11 protein-coding genes and 2 pseudogenes are annotated in these 17,033 nt (G+C 66.9%); 5 read left to right on the top strand and 8 right to left on the bottom strand.

Annotated elements, in window-relative coordinates:
* Window positions 1-11: 11 nt before the first annotated feature.
* Window positions 12-1,175, bottom strand: a complete 1,164-nt coding sequence (gene sucC, locus CG716_RS13310) for an ADP-forming succinate--CoA ligase subunit beta (protein ID WP_094480197.1) — start codon at window positions 1,173-1,175, stop codon at window positions 12-14.
* 324 nt (window positions 1,176-1,499) lie between these two features.
* Between sucC and CG716_RS13315 the strand changes: the two genes are divergently transcribed.
* A complete protein-coding gene (locus CG716_RS13315; protein WP_094480199.1) occupies window positions 1,500-2,519 on the top strand; it encodes a M23 family metallopeptidase in 1,020 nt (339 codons plus the stop codon).
* A gap of 4 nt (window positions 2,520-2,523) precedes the next feature.
* On the top strand, window positions 2,524-3,099 hold the full coding sequence (locus CG716_RS13320; protein WP_094480201.1) for a hypothetical protein: 576 nt from the start codon (window positions 2,524-2,526) through the stop codon (window positions 3,097-3,099).
* On the opposite strand, the gene CG716_RS13325 is transcribed toward CG716_RS13320, so the two are convergent.
* Both CG716_RS13325 and pcrA read right to left on the bottom strand, forming a co-directional pair.
* The gene (locus CG716_RS13325; RefSeq protein ID WP_094480203.1) at window positions 3,070-3,948 is read right to left on the bottom strand and encodes a phosphatase PAP2 family protein; all 879 of its coding nucleotides are present in this window, start codon (window positions 3,946-3,948) and stop codon (window positions 3,070-3,072) included. The genes CG716_RS13320 and CG716_RS13325 overlap by 30 nt on opposite strands.
* 10 nt (window positions 3,949-3,958) lie before the next feature.
* Window positions 3,959-6,286, bottom strand: coding sequence for a DNA helicase PcrA (gene pcrA / locus CG716_RS13330; protein ID WP_094480205.1), 2,328 nt, complete (start codon window positions 6,284-6,286; stop codon window positions 3,959-3,961).
* Window positions 6,287-6,502: 216 nt separating this feature from the next.
* Here pcrA and CG716_RS13335 point away from each other — a divergent pair.
* Window positions 6,503-6,799 (top strand): annotated as a pseudogene (locus tag CG716_RS13335) (chorismate mutase); the annotation flags it as partial.
* Window positions 6,800-6,868: 69 nt separating this feature from the next.
* Here CG716_RS13335 and CG716_RS13340 read toward each other — a convergent pair.
* Complete coding sequence (locus tag CG716_RS13340; protein WP_234817841.1) at window positions 6,869-8,794, bottom strand: SGNH/GDSL hydrolase family protein; 1,926 nt, start codon at window positions 8,792-8,794, stop codon at window positions 6,869-6,871.
* Window positions 8,795-9,156: 362 nt separating this feature from the next.
* On the opposite strand from CG716_RS13340, the gene CG716_RS13345 reads away from it, so the two are divergent.
* Window positions 9,157-10,728: a long-chain-fatty-acid--CoA ligase gene (locus CG716_RS13345; RefSeq protein ID WP_094480211.1), complete on the top strand. Its 1,572-nt coding sequence runs from the start codon at window positions 9,157-9,159 to the stop codon at window positions 10,726-10,728.
* An 11-nt stretch (window positions 10,729-10,739) separates the two neighbouring features.
* Here CG716_RS13345 and CG716_RS13350 read toward each other — a convergent pair whose 3' ends face one another.
* Window positions 10,740-12,197 (bottom strand): NAD-dependent succinate-semialdehyde dehydrogenase, encoded by a 1,458-nt coding sequence (locus CG716_RS13350; RefSeq protein ID WP_094480213.1) that lies wholly within the window; start codon window positions 12,195-12,197, stop codon window positions 10,740-10,742.
* Window positions 12,198-12,247: 50 nt separating this feature from the next.
* Between CG716_RS13350 and pgi the strand changes: the two genes are divergently transcribed.
* Window positions 12,248-13,897: a glucose-6-phosphate isomerase gene (pgi, locus tag CG716_RS13355; RefSeq protein ID WP_094480215.1), complete on the top strand. Its 1,650-nt coding sequence runs from the start codon at window positions 12,248-12,250 to the stop codon at window positions 13,895-13,897.
* Window positions 13,898-13,993: 96 nt separating this feature from the next.
* Here pgi and CG716_RS13360 read toward each other — a convergent pair whose 3' ends face one another.
* From CG716_RS13360 to CG716_RS13370, 3 genes and pseudogenes are all read right to left on the bottom strand, one after another.
* Window positions 13,994-14,743 carry an SDR family oxidoreductase gene (locus tag CG716_RS13360; RefSeq protein WP_094480216.1) on the bottom strand — a complete coding sequence of 250 codons (750 nt, stop codon included), beginning with the start codon at window positions 14,741-14,743 and terminating at the stop codon, window positions 13,994-13,996.
* 9 nt (window positions 14,744-14,752) lie between these two features.
* The gene (locus tag CG716_RS13365) at window positions 14,753-15,607 is read right to left on the bottom strand and encodes an Fpg/Nei family DNA glycosylase (RefSeq protein WP_094480218.1); all 855 of its coding nucleotides are present in this window, start codon (window positions 15,605-15,607) and stop codon (window positions 14,753-14,755) included.
* 9 nt (window positions 15,608-15,616) lie between these two features.
* Window positions 15,617-16,954 (bottom strand): annotated as a pseudogene (locus tag CG716_RS13370) (xanthine dehydrogenase family protein molybdopterin-binding subunit); the annotation flags it as partial.
* Window positions 16,955-17,033 lie beyond the last annotated feature (79 nt).

Consider the following 17,033-nt stretch of genomic DNA (forward strand, 5'->3'; position numbering starts at 1 on the left):
TGTCTCCTTAGTTACTTGTTCGCCAGCTCGGCGGCCTTGTCGGCCCCGGCGTCCATGGTCTCGGCCTGGATGACCAGGGGGTGGTTGGCTTCGTTGAGGATGCGCCGGCCCTCTTCGACGTTGTTGCCGTCGAGACGCACGACGAGTGGCTTGTTCGCACTGTCACCCAGCTTCTGCAGCGCGCCGACGATGCCGTTGGCGACCGCGTCGCACGCGGTGATTCCGCCGAACACGTTCACGAACACGCTCTTGACCTGGCTGTCGCCCAGGATCACGTCCAGACCGTTGGCCATCACCTCAGCCGACGCGCCGCCACCGATGTCGAGGAAGTTGGCCGGCTTCACGCCGCCGTGCTTCTCGCCCGCGTAGGCCACGACGTCCAGGGTGGACATGACCAGGCCCGCGCCGTTACCGATGATGCCGACCTCGCCGTCGAGCTTGACGTAGTTGAGGTCGTTCTCCTTGGCCTTGAGCTCCAGCGGATCGGTGGCGTCCTTGTCCTCGAACTCGGCGTGGCCGGGCTGCCGGAAGTCGGCGTTGGCGTCCAGGGTGACCTTGCCGTCCAGCGCCAGAATCTGATTGTCCGGGGTGCGCACCAGCGGGTTGACCTCGACCAGGGTGGCGTCCTCGCCGACGAAGACCTCCCACAGCTTCTGGATGGTCACGGCGGCGGCGTCGAGCACCTCGGCGGGCAGGTGGCCCTGCTCGGCGATGGACCGGGCGAAAGCCAGGTCCACGCCGGTGACGGCGTCGACGGGCACCTTGGCCAGCCGCTCGGGCTTGGTGGCGGCGACCTCTTCGATCTCCATGCCGCCCTCGACCGAGCACATCGCCAGGTAGGTCCGGTTGGAGCGATCGAGCAGGAAGGAGATGTAGTACTCCTCGGCGATGTCGCTGGCCTCGGCGACCAGCAACTTCTTCACGATGTGGCCCTTGATGTCCAGGCCGAGAATGTTCTTGGCGTGGGTGTAGGCGTCCTCGGGGGTGGCGGCGTACTTCACGCCACCGGCCTTACCGCGGCCACCCACCTTGACCTGCGCCTTGACCATAACGGGCTTACCGATTTCCTCGGCGATGGCTTTGGCGTCCTCAGGCGAGTCGGTGACCCGGCCCGGGGTGGTGGGAACGTTGTGCTTGGCGAACAATTCCTTCGCCTGATATTCGAAAAGATCCATTGGCTCACTGTCTGGTCGGCGCTGACTGTTTTGATGAAGATGAAGATGCTGTGATGAGGAAGTCGCTCCGGGGGGAACTGTATCTAGAGGGTTCTGAGACGCCGACCTCGCCTACCACTCATGTGGCACATCTCACCGCGCAGTCGAAGTGATTCAACTCACAATCCGCCACGGAATAACGGCTTGGCTTGCCACCTTCATTAGATCTTCGTTAACGTCTTCGGGGTCCAGATAACGCTTTGGTCACGACTAAAGGGACTTTGAGTTTTGACGCAGCATCGGCCGGCCCCGACCTCGATCGGAGAACTTCCGGCCTCGCACGCAATGACCAGGGCCTTTGATCGGTCGGCACCGTATCGGCCTTCGCCGTCGGATCGAGCCCTGGATCCTGAGCGGCTGGACGTCACCGACATCATTCCGTTCAACGAGTTCGGCGATCTCTGCGACATCGACTTCCGCGAGAACACCGCCTTCGACACCGAAGCTCAGGTGGCCCGCAGCCCCGAGCTCGACGATCTGCACGACGCGGATGACCAGAAGCCACTGCGGCTGGTTGTACCCACCGAGTTCTCCGCGGCCCGCGAAAATCGGCGCGAAGTGCCGCGCTACAGCAATAACGAGAACACCGACATCCTGCCGCGCACACCGCAGCACCGCAGGCAGCCCACCAGCGCCGCCAAGGGCCGCGTGATGATCGCCGCGATGGCCGCCGGTGCCGCCGCAGCCGCCGCCTACACCGCGATCAAGCCGGCCACCGACACCACCACCCAGACCGTCCTGGCTGCCGACAGGGCGCCGATGGACGGCACCCTGACCACGCCGCGGGGAATGCAGTTGATCTCCGTGAAGCCGGTCGCCGACGCCACCGTGCACGGCGAGGAGCTGGCCAACGGTCAGGCATTCGCACAGGAACGCGCCGAGCGTGAGGCGCGGCTGCAGCGACCGCTGTTCGTCATGCCCACCAAGGGCGTCTACACCTCGGGCTTCGGCTACCGCTGGGGCGCGCTGCACGCCGGCGTCGACCTCGCGGGCCCGATCGGCACCCCCATCGTCGCGGTGTCCGACGGCGTCGTCATCGACGCCGGACCGACAGCCGGTTACGGCGCCTGGGTCAAGCTGCGCCATTCCGACGGCACAGTGACCCTGTACGGCCACGTCAACACCTGGACGGTCCAGATCGGCCAGCGGGTCTTCGCCGGAGATCAGATCGCCACCATCGGCAACCGCGGCAATTCGACCGGCCCGCATCTGCATTTCGAAGTTCTTCTGGGCGGCACCAACCGGATCGATCCGGCGCCGTGGCTGGCAGCACGGGGCCTGTCGGTCGGCCCCTACGTCGGCTGACCTGTTGTCTGAACCGGACGAACCGCAGACCCGCATCATCCGGCGCCAGCCGTCCGGACCGATTCTCCAGCCCGAAGAGCCCCGCACGGGCCTCATTCGGCGCGCGCCGACCGGCCCGGTTCCGCGGGCGCCGGAGGAGGCGCCGACCGGCCTGATACCCCGCGCCACACCCGTCGCGGTGCCGGCCACCCGGCCGCCAACGGTGGACATCTCAACCGGCCGAACCGCGATCGCAGCCAGCATCATGAGCATCCTCAGCGGCTGGGCGACCGCGGTGGTCGCCACCGACCTGATCACCGGCTGGTGGGGCACGGATCGGCTGTTCTGCTGGGCGGTCGGATTCCTGACCCTGGTATTCGCACTCAGCAGCATCGGCGGGGTGATCGCGCTGCTGCTGCGCCGCTCGGCCGGCCGCTACCTGATCGCTTTCGGTTCGGTTATCGCACTGTTGACGTTCGGCAGCGTGTTCGTCGCTGGTGCGCGAATCCCGTTGGTGGTGTACCTGATTCCGGTGCTACCGCTGGCAAGTCTGGTCCTGGCGCTGCACCCGTCAACCCGGCGATGGTGCCGCCTGCGCTGAGCGGCGGCGGCTCTCCCACCACTCCCCGACCACAACGACGGCGACCGCCCACGCCGCACCGAGGAACGCCCCCGCGACGACATCGCTGACGTAGTGCACGCCCAGATAGATCCGGGAGAATCCGATCAGCCCGGCGACCGCCAGCGCGACCGCCCACAGCGCGACGCGAGCCGTCCAGGCCCGCAGCAGCCAGTGGCCGACCATCCAGGAGACGAGCACCGCGACGCCGAAGGAACCGGTCGCGTGACCGGACGGGAATGAGAAGCCGTCCTCGACGATCACCGCGATCCACGACGGCGGACGGGTCCGACCGACCACCACCTTGGCGACCACCAGCACAACCCCGATCCCCACCAGCCCGGACAGCCCCAGCACCGCGGGCAGCCAGGAGCGGATCCGCCACCCCGCCCACGCACTGGCGGCGACGACGATCACCGCCAGCGAGGCCGCATCACCCAGGTGGGTAAGCACTTTCAGAGTCGCGGTAAGCCACAGCTCACGATGGGCGGCAAGCCACTGGCTGACCGGCTGATCGACGTAGGTGATCACCTGGCCTTCCAGGACGTCGTCGAGAAGCTCGGTGAATCCGGCGGTCAGCAGCGCGACGACCGCCATTCCCGACAGCAGTCCGACCGCGGCGGCGACGTCCACCGACAGCCATCTCGCCAGCGGGGTGACCGCACTGTCGAGGTATTCGGTTGCCCACGAACGTATTCGGCCGACCGCATCGAGAATGCCGGGGTGGCGCGCCACCCAGATCGCGAGCCCGCACCACAGCAGAAGCGCCACAAGCACGATCGCGCTGAGGATCCCGAAGCCGGGCGAGCCCGGTCCGTACGGCTGCCCCATGGCGGGGAGACTACAGCTTCTGAATCGGGGCGTGGTTGTGCATGAGCTTGACTCGCCCAGCGCTGCCGAAGTCGATCAGTGACATCGCCGACTCCCCTGTGCCGGAGACTTCCTCGACGCGGCCGAGACCGTACTTGTCGTGGTTGATGCGGTCGCCCGGTTCGAGGACCACCATCGGACGCTTGCTGCCGCCCGCAGGCCGCATCGGCGACGGCCGCGGGGTGCCGAACCGGCCCGCTCCGCTCACCGGCGCGCTGTACGACGGCGTGGGATCGGTGCGGCGCCAGTCCAGAAGGTGTTCGGGGATCTCGCGCAAGAACCGGGATTCCGGGTTCATCATCGGCTGGCCCCAGGACGAGCGAACTTTCGCGCGGGTCAGGTAGAGCCGTTGGCGCGCACGGGTTATGCCCACGTAGGCCAGCCGACGTTCCTCGGAGAGCTCGGTCGGGTCGCCGAGGGCGCGCATGTGCGGGAACATGCCGTCCTCCCAACCGGTGACGAAGACCACCGGGAATTCCAGCCCCTTGGCGGTGTGCAGCGTCATCAGCGTGACCACACCGGCGCTGTGCTCAGGCACCTCGTCGGAGTCGGCCACCAGTGACACCCGCTCCAGGAACTCCGCGAGAATTCCGGTCTGCGGAACGTCCTCGTCGGCGGCGGCATCATCCTCGAGCGCGGCGGCATTGGCCCGGTCGATGCTGAATTCGTGTGCGACGCTGACCAATTCGTTGAGGTTGTCCAGCCGGGCCAGGTCTTGCGGGTCGCTGGAGGATTCCAGTTCATTGCGGTAGCCCGTGCGGTCCAGCACCGCTTCGACGAGGTCGCCGAGCTCGTCGTCGAGCTTGCCGCGCAAATCGTCGAGCAGCTTGACGAAACTCGCAATCGCCTTCTCCGAGCGGGTGTTCAGCATGGGCACCTTGCCCTCGGCCGCGGCGACGAGCGCGTCTGCGAAGGTGGCGCCGGTGTTCTCCGCGTACACCGCCACGCAGGCCTCGGCACGGTCGCCGATCCCCCGGCGCGGAGTGTTGAGGATGCGGCGCAGGCTGACGGCGTCACCCGGGTTGTCCAGCACCCGCAGGTAGGCGACGATATCGCGAATCTCCTTGCGCTCGTAGAACCGAACGCCGCCGACCACCTTGTAGGGGATGCCAGCGCGAATGAACACCTCTTCCAATGAGCGTGACGAGTTGTTGGTGCGGTAGAACACCGCGACGTCGTTGTACGTGATCTCGCCGCGGTCGGCGAGCGCGTCGACCTCGCCGGCGACGAATCGGGCCTCGTCGTGCTCGTTGTCGGCGACGTAGCCGACGATCAGCTCGCCGTCGCCTTCGTCGGTCCACAGCCGCTTCTCGCGCCGGTTCGCATTGCGTGAGATCACCGAGTTGGCTGCCGACAGGATGTTCTGGGTGGACCGGTAATTCTGCTCGAGCAGGATCGTGGTGGCGTTGGGGAAGTCGCGCTCGAAATCCTCGATGTTGCGAATGGTCGCCCCGCGGAACGCATAAATCGACTGATCGGCGTCACCGACCACGCACAGCTCGCTGGGCGGCACCGTATCGGTGTCGGGAGCCGCGACGCCGACGAGTTCGCGCACCAGCACGTACTGGGCGTGGTTGGTGTCCTGGTATTCGTCGACCAGGATGTGCCGGAACCGCCTGCGGTAGTACTGCGCGATCTGCGGGAAGTTCTGCAGCACGGCCACGGTCTCGCCGATGAGGTCGTCGAAGTCCAGCGCGTTGGCCGCACGCAGCCGCCGCTGGTACTCGCCGTAGACGCTGGCGACCGTGCGGGCCAAATCGTCGGATCCCGGCTCGAGTGCGGCCACCGCATCCTCGGGCACGATGAGCTCGTTCTTGAGGTTGGAGATGGCGTTGGCCAGCAGCCGCGGCGAGTACCGCTTGGTGTCCAGCCCCATGTCCTTGCCGATCATCAGCAGCAGGCGGCGCGAGTCGTCGGCGTCGTAGATCGAGAAGTTCGAGTTCAGCCCGGGCAGCAGCGAGGCTTGATTGCGCAGGATCCGCACGCAGGTGGAGTGGAACGTCGACACCCACATGGTGCGGGCTCGGGGCCCCACCAGCGCGACCACCCGCTCGCGCATCTCGGCGGCGGCCTTGTTGGTGAACGTGATGGCCAGCACCTGGCCCGGCCCGACATCGCGGGCCGCCAGCAGGTAGGCGATCCTCCGAGTGAGGACGGCAGTCTTGCCCGAACCAGCGCCGGCCACGATCAGCAGCGGCGTGCCTTGGTGCAGCACGGCCTGGCGCTGCTGGGGGTTGAGGCCCTCGAGGAGTTCGGCCGCGTCGGCCGGAGGCTTGTAATCACTCACGTGCACACTCATGTCTGACCCAACTTACCGCTGTATGGCGACAGTTTTTTTGCGAAGCCGGCCATCGGAGTGGCACACTCGAAGCGTGCTTTCCTGGCAGCGTCGATTTTTCTACGGGTACCGGTCCGCGGTGCCCGTGGGTATCTAGCTGCTCAACCCGAGAGCCCCGCGGTCCGCATCCGGACCCGGGGCTCGTCTCTTGTGTGAGGCCCGGGAGCGAATGAAGACCAACCCACACATGAGGAGAACGAAGCGATGACTGTAGAAATGGTTCCTGAAGCCGACAACGACATCGACAGCCTGCGCGGCGAGATCGACCGGCTCGACGCCGCGATCCTGGCTGCGGTCAAACGCCGCACCGAGGTGTCCCAGGCGATCGGCCGGGCCCGGATGGCCTCCGGCGGCACCCGGCTGGTGCACAGCCGCGAGATGAAGGTCATCGAGCGCTACAGCGAGCTGGGCCAGGACGGCAAGGATCTGGCGATGCTGCTCCTGCGCATGGGCCGCGGCCGGCTCGGGCACTGACGCCGGCCATCAGGCAGCGCCGGCTCGGGCACTGACGCCGGCCATCAGGCAGCGCCGGCTCGGGCACTCCTAGCGGACTGCGTCCAACAGCCAGGGCGTCATCCACTTCACCGCGTTCGGGGTGGGATGCACCCCGTCGATGCGTACCTGTACGCCGTTGATCTTGTTGGTGTAGCCGCCGTTCGGTGCGAGTTTCTTGTTCAAGTCGAGCACGGTGACGTTCTTGCGATCACCGACGACCTTGCGCAGCAACGTGTTCCACTGGTCGACGCGGCTCGGCTGATCCTCGGGATAGAGGCTGCCGTTCGGCTGTTCCCCGTGCCGGTTGTAGGGCTCGGTGGTGACCACCACGAGCGCCCCGGTGGAGGTCAGGATGTCCAGCGCGTGGTTCAGCTCGCTCGCCAGATACTTGTCGAAATCGGGTTGCCCGATATGCGCCCAGTCGCCGTTCCACTTGCGGTCGACGGTCTCCCAGCGTCCGACCACCATAAGCACCACGTCGGGCTTGTCGTAGGCGATGCGCTGCGTCCAGCGTTCCGGCCAGGCGTCACACTCAGGCTTCTGTTCCAGCACCTGACCGGAGTATCGGTACGGTCCGCCACGCACCAGACCGCAGCCTATGGTGGTGCGGTCCAGAAAGCTGACCCCCGGCGTGGGCGGCAGATAGCGCATCATCGTCCACCCGATCGAGTCGCCGAACACCGAGACGGTGTGCTCGCGGGGACCGGTGTGAGTGGACGGTGCGGCCCGCACCGTTTCGACCGGTGAGACGAGCGCCGCCTGGGTGATGTCGGGGCTCGTGGGATCGATGCGCGTGCCGATCGGCACGACGACCATCGCGATCGCGACGGCGGTGGCCATCGTGGCGGCGGCGAGCCGAAGCTGCGGCACGTGCACCGGCCGCCAGCGCCGAACCGGTCGCTCGATGAGCCACCAAGAGCCCACCGCCAACACCAGCGTCACCACACAGCGCGCGGCGAACAGCGGCAAGCCCGACCAGTCCGTGCGCTCGCCGTTGAGCACCAGGAACACCGGCCAGTGCCACAGGTAGACGCCGTAGGAGATGACGCCGAGCCACACCAGAGGCGGGGTGGACAGCACCCACGCCACCGGGCCGTTTTGTTCGAGGGCCACCGGCGCGATCACCGCCACCGCCGCGACCGCGACGACGATGAAGAGGCCGTGCCGGAACTCGGTGGCGCTCCCGGTGGCGACGTGGGTGATCGCGGCCAGCACCGCCACGCCGGCCATCGGTAGACCCCAGACGAGCCAACGAACCCAGCGCGAGTGGACCAGCGGCAGACCCGCCATTATCGCCGGCCAGTCCCGGACCAGCAGCGCGGCTGCCGCGGCGCCGATGAGCAGCGCCTGGGCGCGGGTATCGGTGCCGAAGTACACCCGGTTCAGCGAGTCGTCCGAGGCCATCAGAATCGCCTCGGCCGCCGACGCGGCCATGCCGACGACGGCAAGGACCAGCACCGCGCGCCGGACCGCGACGATGGTCGGCGTCTTCTTGCGGCGGCGCGCGATGACGGCCAGTAGTACCGCCGCCACAGCGATCAGCACCGGCCAGATCAGGTAGTACTGCTCCTCGACGCCCAGAGACCAGGTGTGCTGTAGCGGCGACGGCGGGGCGCCCTGGCTGAAGTAATCGGTCTGATGGGAGACAAAGGCCCAGTTCGCGACCCACAGGAACGCCGCGATCGAGTCGTCGCGCAGGCCACTGACCGCGTCCGGCTCGAACAGGATGCGGCCGGCGATCACCGCCAGCACCATCAGCAGCAGCGCGGGCAGCAGACGGCGGGCCCGGCGGACCCAGAACGCGCCGAGGTCGAGCTGTCCGGTTCGGCCGAGCTCGTCGAGCAGTAAGGACGTGATCAAGAACCCGCTGAGCACGAAGAAGACGTCGACGCCGATGAACCCGCCTGCGACGCCGGGGATTCCGCTATGACCGACCAGTACGAGAGCGACGGCGACACCGCGTATCCCGTTCAGCGCGGGAACGCCCGAGCCACGGGGTTTTGGCCCGCGCCGCGGGCTCGGCTGCGAGGCGGGATCAACCCATGGACTTTGCGCCCAAAAGCGCGCCGTCAACCCATGCCCTCCTAGTTCTTCAAGTTCTGTGAAATCTAGAGCCCGACGACGGCCGATCGACGCAGGCGCGCGGTCGTCAGCGTCAAATATCCGATCGGGAGGTAAACAGACCCTCTTGGGGGGATTTCGGCGCGCGGCGGTGCCTTTGACACTGGAGGCCCCGGGCAAATGCCCGGCAGCGGCATACACTGCGGCCAGGAGATGTCGATGCGCACACCAGAGTTGTTGGACCACAACGCCTTGACGAACGTCTTGACGCCACAATGACCACGGGCATGTATCTGACCCAGGGGCTGCACCGGGCAGCGCGCGGTACCCCGCACGACACGATGACGGTCTGCGCGCAGCGGGTACGCACCTTCGTCGAGGTTGCCGATCGGGTTTCCCGGCTGGCCGCGGCCTTCCAGGCGTTGGGAGCCCGCGACGGCGACCGCATCGCGATGCTGTCGCTGAACTCCGATCGCTACTCCGAATACCTGTTGGCCACCCTCTGGGCCGGCGCCGTCGTCAACCCGATCAATATTCGCCTGAGTGCCGCCGAGATCGCCTACAGCCTGCGCGACTCCGACACCCGGATCCTTCTGATCGATGACGCCTTCGCGCCGTTGCTTCCCGAATTACGCTCGCAATTCGGCGATCTGGCGACCGTCATCCACAGCGGCGACGGCGAGACGCCCGCGGAAACGCTGAGCTACGAGGAACTGGTGGCAGCCAACGACTCGGTGCCCGACGCGCAGCGTGGCGGCTCAGATCTGGCCGGCGTCTTCTACACCGGTGGCACCAGCGGGCATGCCAAGGGCGTCATGCTCACCCACGACAACCTGATGACCTCGGCGCTGGGCAGCCTGGCGTCGGGTTACTTCCTGACCTCGGGCGGCCCGCTGCTGCACGCCGCCCCGATGTTCCATCTCGCCGACCTCGCGATCTGGCTGGCGCAAATAATCCACGGCGGTACCCACGTCTTCATCCCGGCGTTCCGGCCGGACTGGGTGCTCGATGCCCTGCAACAGCACCGGGTCAGCGACCTGCTGCTGGTCCCGACGATGGTGCAGATGCTCGTCGACGAACCGTCGCTGCCCGGCTACGACACCAGCAGCCTGCAGTCCGTCATGTACGGCGGCTCGCCGATCTCGGCTGCCCTGCTGGAACGTGCGGCGCAGCGGCTGCCCACCGCGTCGTTCGTGCAGGCCTACGGCATGACCGAGGTGTCCCCCGTGGCCACCTTGCTGGCGCCGCAGGACCATCACGACCCGGCGCTGCGTACGTCCGGCGGCCGGGCCGCGCCGCACTCGGAGGTGCGCATCGTCGGTGACGACGACATCGAGCTGCCCCGCGGCGACATCGGCGAGATCGTCGTGCGCGGCGGGCACGTGATGGCCGGCTATTGGGGCAAACCCGAGGAAACCGCCGCCGCGCTGCGGGACGGCTGGATGCACACCGGCGACGCCGGGTACATGAACGACCGCGGGTACGTGTTTGTCGTCGACCGGCTCAAGGACATGATCGTGTCCGGCGGGGAGAACGTGTACTCCGTGGAGGTGGAGAACGCGCTGGCCCGCCACCCCGCGGTGGCCACATGCGCCGTCATCGGGGTGCCCGACGAGCAGTGGGGCGAGCGGGTGCACGCCGTCGTCGTGCTGGCGGCGGGACACCAGGCGGGCGGTCAGGATTTGGCTGACGAACTGCGGGAGTTCTGCAAGTCGCTCATCGGCGGTTACAAAATCCCCCGCAGCTTCGACGTCGTCGACGCGCTGCCGCTGTCGGCTGCCGGCAAAGTGCTCAAACGCGAACTGCGGGCGAAGTACTGGGCGGGCGCAGACCGCTCGGTCGGCTGAGGCCGCCCGAGTTATTTCGTCAGCGCGATGTACTTGGTGTCGAGGTATTCCTCGATGCCTTCGTAACCGCCCTCGCGGCCGAACCCGGATTCCTTGACGCCGCCGAACGGCGCGGCCGGATCGGAGATGACACCCCGGTTGACCCCGACCATGCCGGACTCGATGGCCTCGGCCACCCGCAACGCCCGGTCCAGTGATTCGGTGTAGATGTATGACGCCAGACCGTATTCGGTGTTGTTGGCCGCGGCGACGCCGTCCTCCTCGGTGTCGAAGCCGATGATCGGCGCGACGGGCCCGAACACCTCTTCGGTGAGGATGCGGGCGTTCGGCGGGACGTCGGTGAGAACGGTGGCCGGGTAGAAGTTGCCGGGACCGCCGGGCGCCTGGCCGCCGAGAGCGACGCTCGCACCCTTGGCCACGGCGTCGTCGACGAGTTCCTGAACCTTGGCCAGCTGCTTGGTGTTGACCAGCGGGCCGAGCTTGGCCGACGGGTCCAGGCCGTTGCCCAGATTGACCTCGCCCATCCGCTTGACGAACTTGTCGGTGAATTCCTCGATCACCGCGTTGGCGACGTGGATGCGGTTGGCGGCCGTGCAGGCCTCGCCGCCGTTGCGCATCTTGGCCAGCATCGCGCCGTCAACCGCGGCGTCGACATCGGCGTCGTCGAACACCACGAACGGTGCGTTGCCGCCCAATTCCATCGAGGTGCGCAGCAGCTTGTCCGCCGATTGGGCCACCAGCGCCTTGCCGATCCCCGTTGATCCGGTGAAGGTGAGCTTGCGCAGCCGGCCGTCGTCGATCAGCGCCTTGGTGACTTCGCCGGGCTTGCTGGTGGGCAGCACAGACAGCACCCCCTGGGGCAGACCGGCCTCGGCCATCAGCTTGGCCAGCAGCAGCATGGTCAGCGGGGTCTCCTGCGCGGGCTTGACGATCATGGTGCAGCCGGCCGCGAAGGCGGGCCCGATCTTGCGAGTTCCCATGGCCAGCGGGAAGTTCCACGGCGTGATCGCGTAACAGGGGCCGACGGGCTGCTTGGTGACGATGATGCGCCCGGTGCCGGCCGGCGACTGGGCGTACCGGCCGCCGATGCGCACCGCCTCTTCGGCGAACCACCGGAAGAACTCGGCGCCGTATTTGACCTCGCCCAGGCTTTCGGCGACGACCTTGCCCATCTCCAGGGTCATCAGCGTCGCGAGGTCGTCGGCGCGGTCGACGATCGTCTCGAATACCGAGCGCAGGATCTCGCCACGGTCGCGGGCCGGCGTGGCAGCCCACTGCGCCTGCACGGCGCACGCGGCGTCGAGTGCGGCAACAGCATCCGCGGCGGTCGCGTCGGCCACCGTCGCGATGACGCTGTCGTTGGACGGGTCCAAAACCTCGAACGTCGACGAGCCGGGACGCTCTTCGCCACCGATCCACAGTCCGGTGGGAACAGACGACAACAACCGTTCAATGTCTGGGGTGCTCATACCTCCATCATGTACACCTTTGGACACCTCGTCACACTAGGGTCGAACGAATGACTGGAGACATTTCCGCTACCCCCGAATGGAACGCGCTGCGTCGCCACCACGACCAGATCGCCGGGAAACACCTCCGCGAGTTCTTCAAGGAAGATCCCGACCGCGGCCGGGAGCTCACGCTGACCGTCGGTGACCTCTACATCGACTACAGCAAGCACCGCGTCACCCGGGAGACGCTCTCGCTGCTGGTCGACCTTGCCAAGGCCGCTCACCTAGAACAACACCGCGACGCGATGTTCGCCGGCGAGCACATCAACACCTCCGAGGATCGCGCGGTGCTGCACACTGCGCTGCGACTGCCCCGCGACGCCGAGCTGGTGGTCGACGGCCAGAACGTGGTGGCCGACGTGCACGAGGTGCTCGACGCGATGGGCGAGTTCACCGACCGGCTGCGTAACGGCGAGTGGACCGGAGCCACCGGCGAGCGGATCAAGACCGTCGTCAACATCGGCATCGGCGGGTCGGATCTGGGCCCGGTGATGGTCTATCAGGCGTTGCGGCACTACGCCGATGCCGGCATCTCGGCGCGGTTCGTCTCGAACGTCGATCCGGCCGACCTGGTTGCCAAGCTGGACGGACTCGACCCTGCCACAACGCTTTTCATCATCGCGTCCAAGACGTTCTCGACATTGGAGACACTGAGCAATGCCACGGCGGCGCGGCGCTGGCTCACCGACGCATTAGGCGACGCCGCGGTGTCGAAACACTTCGTGGCCGTCTCGACCAATAAGAAGCTCGTCGACAGCTTCGGTATCAACACCGCCAACATGTTCGGCTTCTGGGACTGGGTGGGCGGCCGCTACTCGGTGGACTCGGCGATCGGCCTGTCGGTGATGGCGGTCGTCGGCAAGGAACGCTTCGCCGAATTCCTGGCCGGCTTCCACGTCATCGACGAGCACTTCCGCACCGCACCCCTTGAGGCGAATGCGCCTGTGCTGCTCGGCCTCATCGGGCTCTGGTACAACGAGTTCTTCGACGCGCAGGCCCGGGCGGTGCTGCCCTACTCCAACGATCTGACCCGCTTCGCGGCGTATCTGCAGCAGTTGACCATGGAGTCGAACGGCAAGTCGGTGCGTGCCGATGGGTCGCCTGTGACGACCGAGACCGGCGAGATCTTCTGGGGCGAGGCGGGCACCAACGGACAGCACGCCTTCTACCAACTGCTGCATCAGGGCACCCGACTGGTGCCCGCCGATTTCATCGGATTCTCCCAGCCCACCGACGACCTGCCCACCGCTGACGGCACGGGCAGCATGCACGACCTGTTGATGAGCAACTTCTTCGCCCAGACGCAGGTGCTGGCGTTCGGCAAGACCGCGGCCGAGATCGCGGCAGAGGGCACGCCGGCGAACGTGGTGCCGCACAAGGTGATGCCCGGAAACCGGCCCACCACTTCGATTCTCGCGACCAAGCTGACGCCGTCGGCGGTGGGGCAATTGATCGCGCTCTATGAGCATCAGGTGTTCACCGAGGGCGTGATCTGGGGCATCGACTCGTTCGACCAGTGGGGTGTCGAGCTGGGCAAGACTCAGGCCAAGGCGCTACTCGGGGTGATCACCAGCGACGGCTCGCCGGCCAAGCAGACCGACAGCTCGACCGACGAGCTGGTGCGGCTCTACCGACAGGAGCGCGGCCGGGCTCGCTGAGCGGAACGCGAAGCAGAGGCCCGGCCATCGGACACCGCCGGGCTCGCTGAGCGGAACGCGAAGCAGAGGCCCGGCCATCGGACACCGCCGGGCTCGCTAAGCGAACGGTTTGGTGAACCGCGGCGGCAACACCTTCAATAGCGCCACCAACGGAATCCACGGCCAGCCGGGCACGACCGCGCGCCCGCTTTCGCGTTCGATCGCGTTGACCATGTGGCGCACACCGGTCTCGTTGTCTACCATCAGCATGGTGGTGTTCGACTTGCCGGTCATCTCCGATTCGATGTAGCCGGGCTCGACGACAGTGACTCTGATTGGGCCGGAGGCATATTCGGCGCGCAGGGATTCACCCAGCGAGGTCACCCCGGCTTTACTCGCCGCATAGGCGGCCTTGACGCCGGGAACGCCCTTGTTGCCCAGCACGCTCGAGATCAGCACCAGGTGTCCCGCGCCGGCGGCCTTGAACATCTCCAGCGCAGTCTCGGTCTGCACGAGCGCCGAGACCAGGTTGGTCTCGATGGTGGCCTTGTTGGCCCAGAGCTTGCCGGACCCGAGTACCGCACCCTTGCCGATACCGGCGTTTACGATGATCCGGTCGATGCCGCCGAGTTCGTCGGAGAGTTCGGCGAACACCTTGGGCACCTGATCGTGGTCGTTGACGTCGAGTGCGGCGACAGCGACCGTGATGTTGGGATGGCGCCGGCTGAGTTCGGCCTTCAGCTCGTCGAGGCGGTCCACGCGCCGTGCGCACAGCGCAAGGTCGCGCCCCCTGGCGGCGAAGGCACGGGCCATACCCGCACCCAGGCCAGAGCTCGCACCGGTGATGAGGATCTTCTGCCGAGTCATGCGATAAGGCTATTTGAGAAGCTTGGACATCCGCCTGTCGGCCAGTACCTTGCCCCCGGTCTGGCAGGTCGGGCAGTACTGAAACGACTTGACGACGAAGGACACCTCGCGCACGGTATCGCCGCACACCGGGCACGGCAACCCGGTGCGGGCGTGCACCCGCAGCCCAGATCGCTTCTCCCCCTTCAGCGTTGCCGCCCCCTGGCCCACCGAGCGTTGCACGGCGTCGGTCAGCACCGAGTTCATCGCGTCGTGCAGCGCGCCCAGTTGCGCGGCGGTCAGCTTGTTGGCGGTCGCAAACGGGGACAACTTCGCAACGTGCAGGATCTCGTCGCTGTAGGCGTTGCCGATCCCGGCGATGACCTTCTGGTCGGTGATGACCGTCTTGATCCGGCCACTGTGGGATTTGAGGATCTCCGCCAGCTGTTCGGGGCCGATGTCCAGCGCGTCGGGGCCCAGGGTGGCGATACCGGGCACCTTGGCGGGGTCGTCGACAATCCACACCGCGAGCCGCTTCTGGGTGCCTGCCTCGGTCAGGTCGAATCCCTCGCTGCCGTCGAGGTGTACGCGCAGAGCGATCGGACCCTTGCCCGGCTTGAGCGGGGCGGTGGCGAGCTTGTCGCTCCACTTCAGCCATCCGGCCCTGGACAGATGGGTGATGAGCCATAGATCACCGGCCTGCATTCCCAGGTACTTGCCCCAGCGTCCGGCGCCCGTGACGGGCCGCCCGTGCAGCGCCGTGGGCGGCGGGTCGAACGTCTTGAGCACCGACAACGCCGCGACGTCGATGCGCCCGATCGTCTTGCCGACAGCATGCCGGCGCAGGTGGTCGGCCAACGCCTCCACTTCCGGCAGCTCAGGCATGCTTCCAGACTAGAGGAGCTTCTCGCAGGTGATCGGCAGGTCGGTGATCCGCTTGCCCGTCGCGTTGAAGACGGCGTTGGCGATCGCCGCGGGAATCCCGACGATCACGATCTCCCCCAGCCCCTTCACACCGATCGGGTCGGCGACGGTGTCCTGTCCGGGCAGGAACGCGGCGTCCAGCTGCGGCACATCAGCATTCACCGGTACCAGGTAGTCGGACATGTTGGCGTTGACGATCCGGCCGTCGCGGTGATCGACCTGCGTTGCCTCCAGCAGCGCCATCCCGATTCCGCCTACCATGCCTCCGATTGCCTGGCTGTGCGCCAACTTAGGGTTCACCACGCGGCCGACGTCGTAGCAGGCATAGATGCGCCTGACCCGGACCAGTCCGAGCGCCGCGTCGACCGCCACCTCGGCGAACACCGCGCCGTAGGCGTACATCGAGAACCGTTTATCGGCGTCGTCGGGCGTCCACGTCTGGCGCGAATCCAGGCTGGGCCAACCACGTCGGCGCAGCAGATCCTGATACGTCTCGCCGCGGGCCGGATCGGCGGTGGCCGACATCCGCCCGTCGGTCACCGTCACGTCGCCCGGCCGCAAACCCGACAGCGGTGAGCTCGGGTCTACTACCGCCAGGCGGATGATCTTGTCGCGCAACATGTTGCCCGCCGTGAACACGGCGGAGCCGACACTGGCCATGGTGCGCGAACCCGAATGTGACGGCGCTTTGGGAAATGCGCTGTCCCCCAGAGCGAATCGGACTCGATCGGCCGATATGCCCAACGCGTCGGCAGCGACTTGCGTCATGGACGTGTAGGTGCCGGGTCCCATGTCACTGGTGGCGGTCTGGACATCGGCGGTACCGTCGGAGTTGATCCGGGCCAGCGCATCGGATTCGCTGCGGCTGGTGTGATACCCGGCGGCGGCCATCCCGAGCCCGATCAGCTGGTCGCCGTCGCGGGTCGAGCGCGGCACCGGGTTGCGCCGCGACCAACCGAACTGCGCCGCACCGAAGTTCAGGCATTCGGTCAACCTTCGGGTGGAGAACGGGAGGCCGGTCACCTGGTCGCTGCCGGGCTCGTTGCGTAGCCGGAACTCGAGTGGGTCCATGCCGAGCCGGAACGCCAGGTCGTCCATCGCGGATTCCAGCGCGAACGTTCCGGTGGTGGCGCCAGGCCCGCGCATGTAGGTCGGCAGGTTCACGTCCAGCGGCACCACTTTGTAGACCGAGCGCATGTGGGCCGAGGTGTACATGAACTTCGGCGATGCCGTCAGGCCGTCTTCGTAGAGCGCGTAACGCGCCGTCTCGGTGCGCCCTTCGTGAATGGTGACCGCGATGCGACCGGAACTGACTAGGTTCAACCGGTCGAAGCAACACCCTGAAATTTTGGAGGGTGTTCGATGGTTCGTCGGCAGCAAGCAGCAG

The organism is Mycolicibacterium sphagni (assembly GCF_002250655.1).
Taxonomy (GTDB): Bacteria; Actinomycetota; Actinomycetes; order Mycobacteriales; family Mycobacteriaceae; genus Mycobacterium; species Mycobacterium sphagni.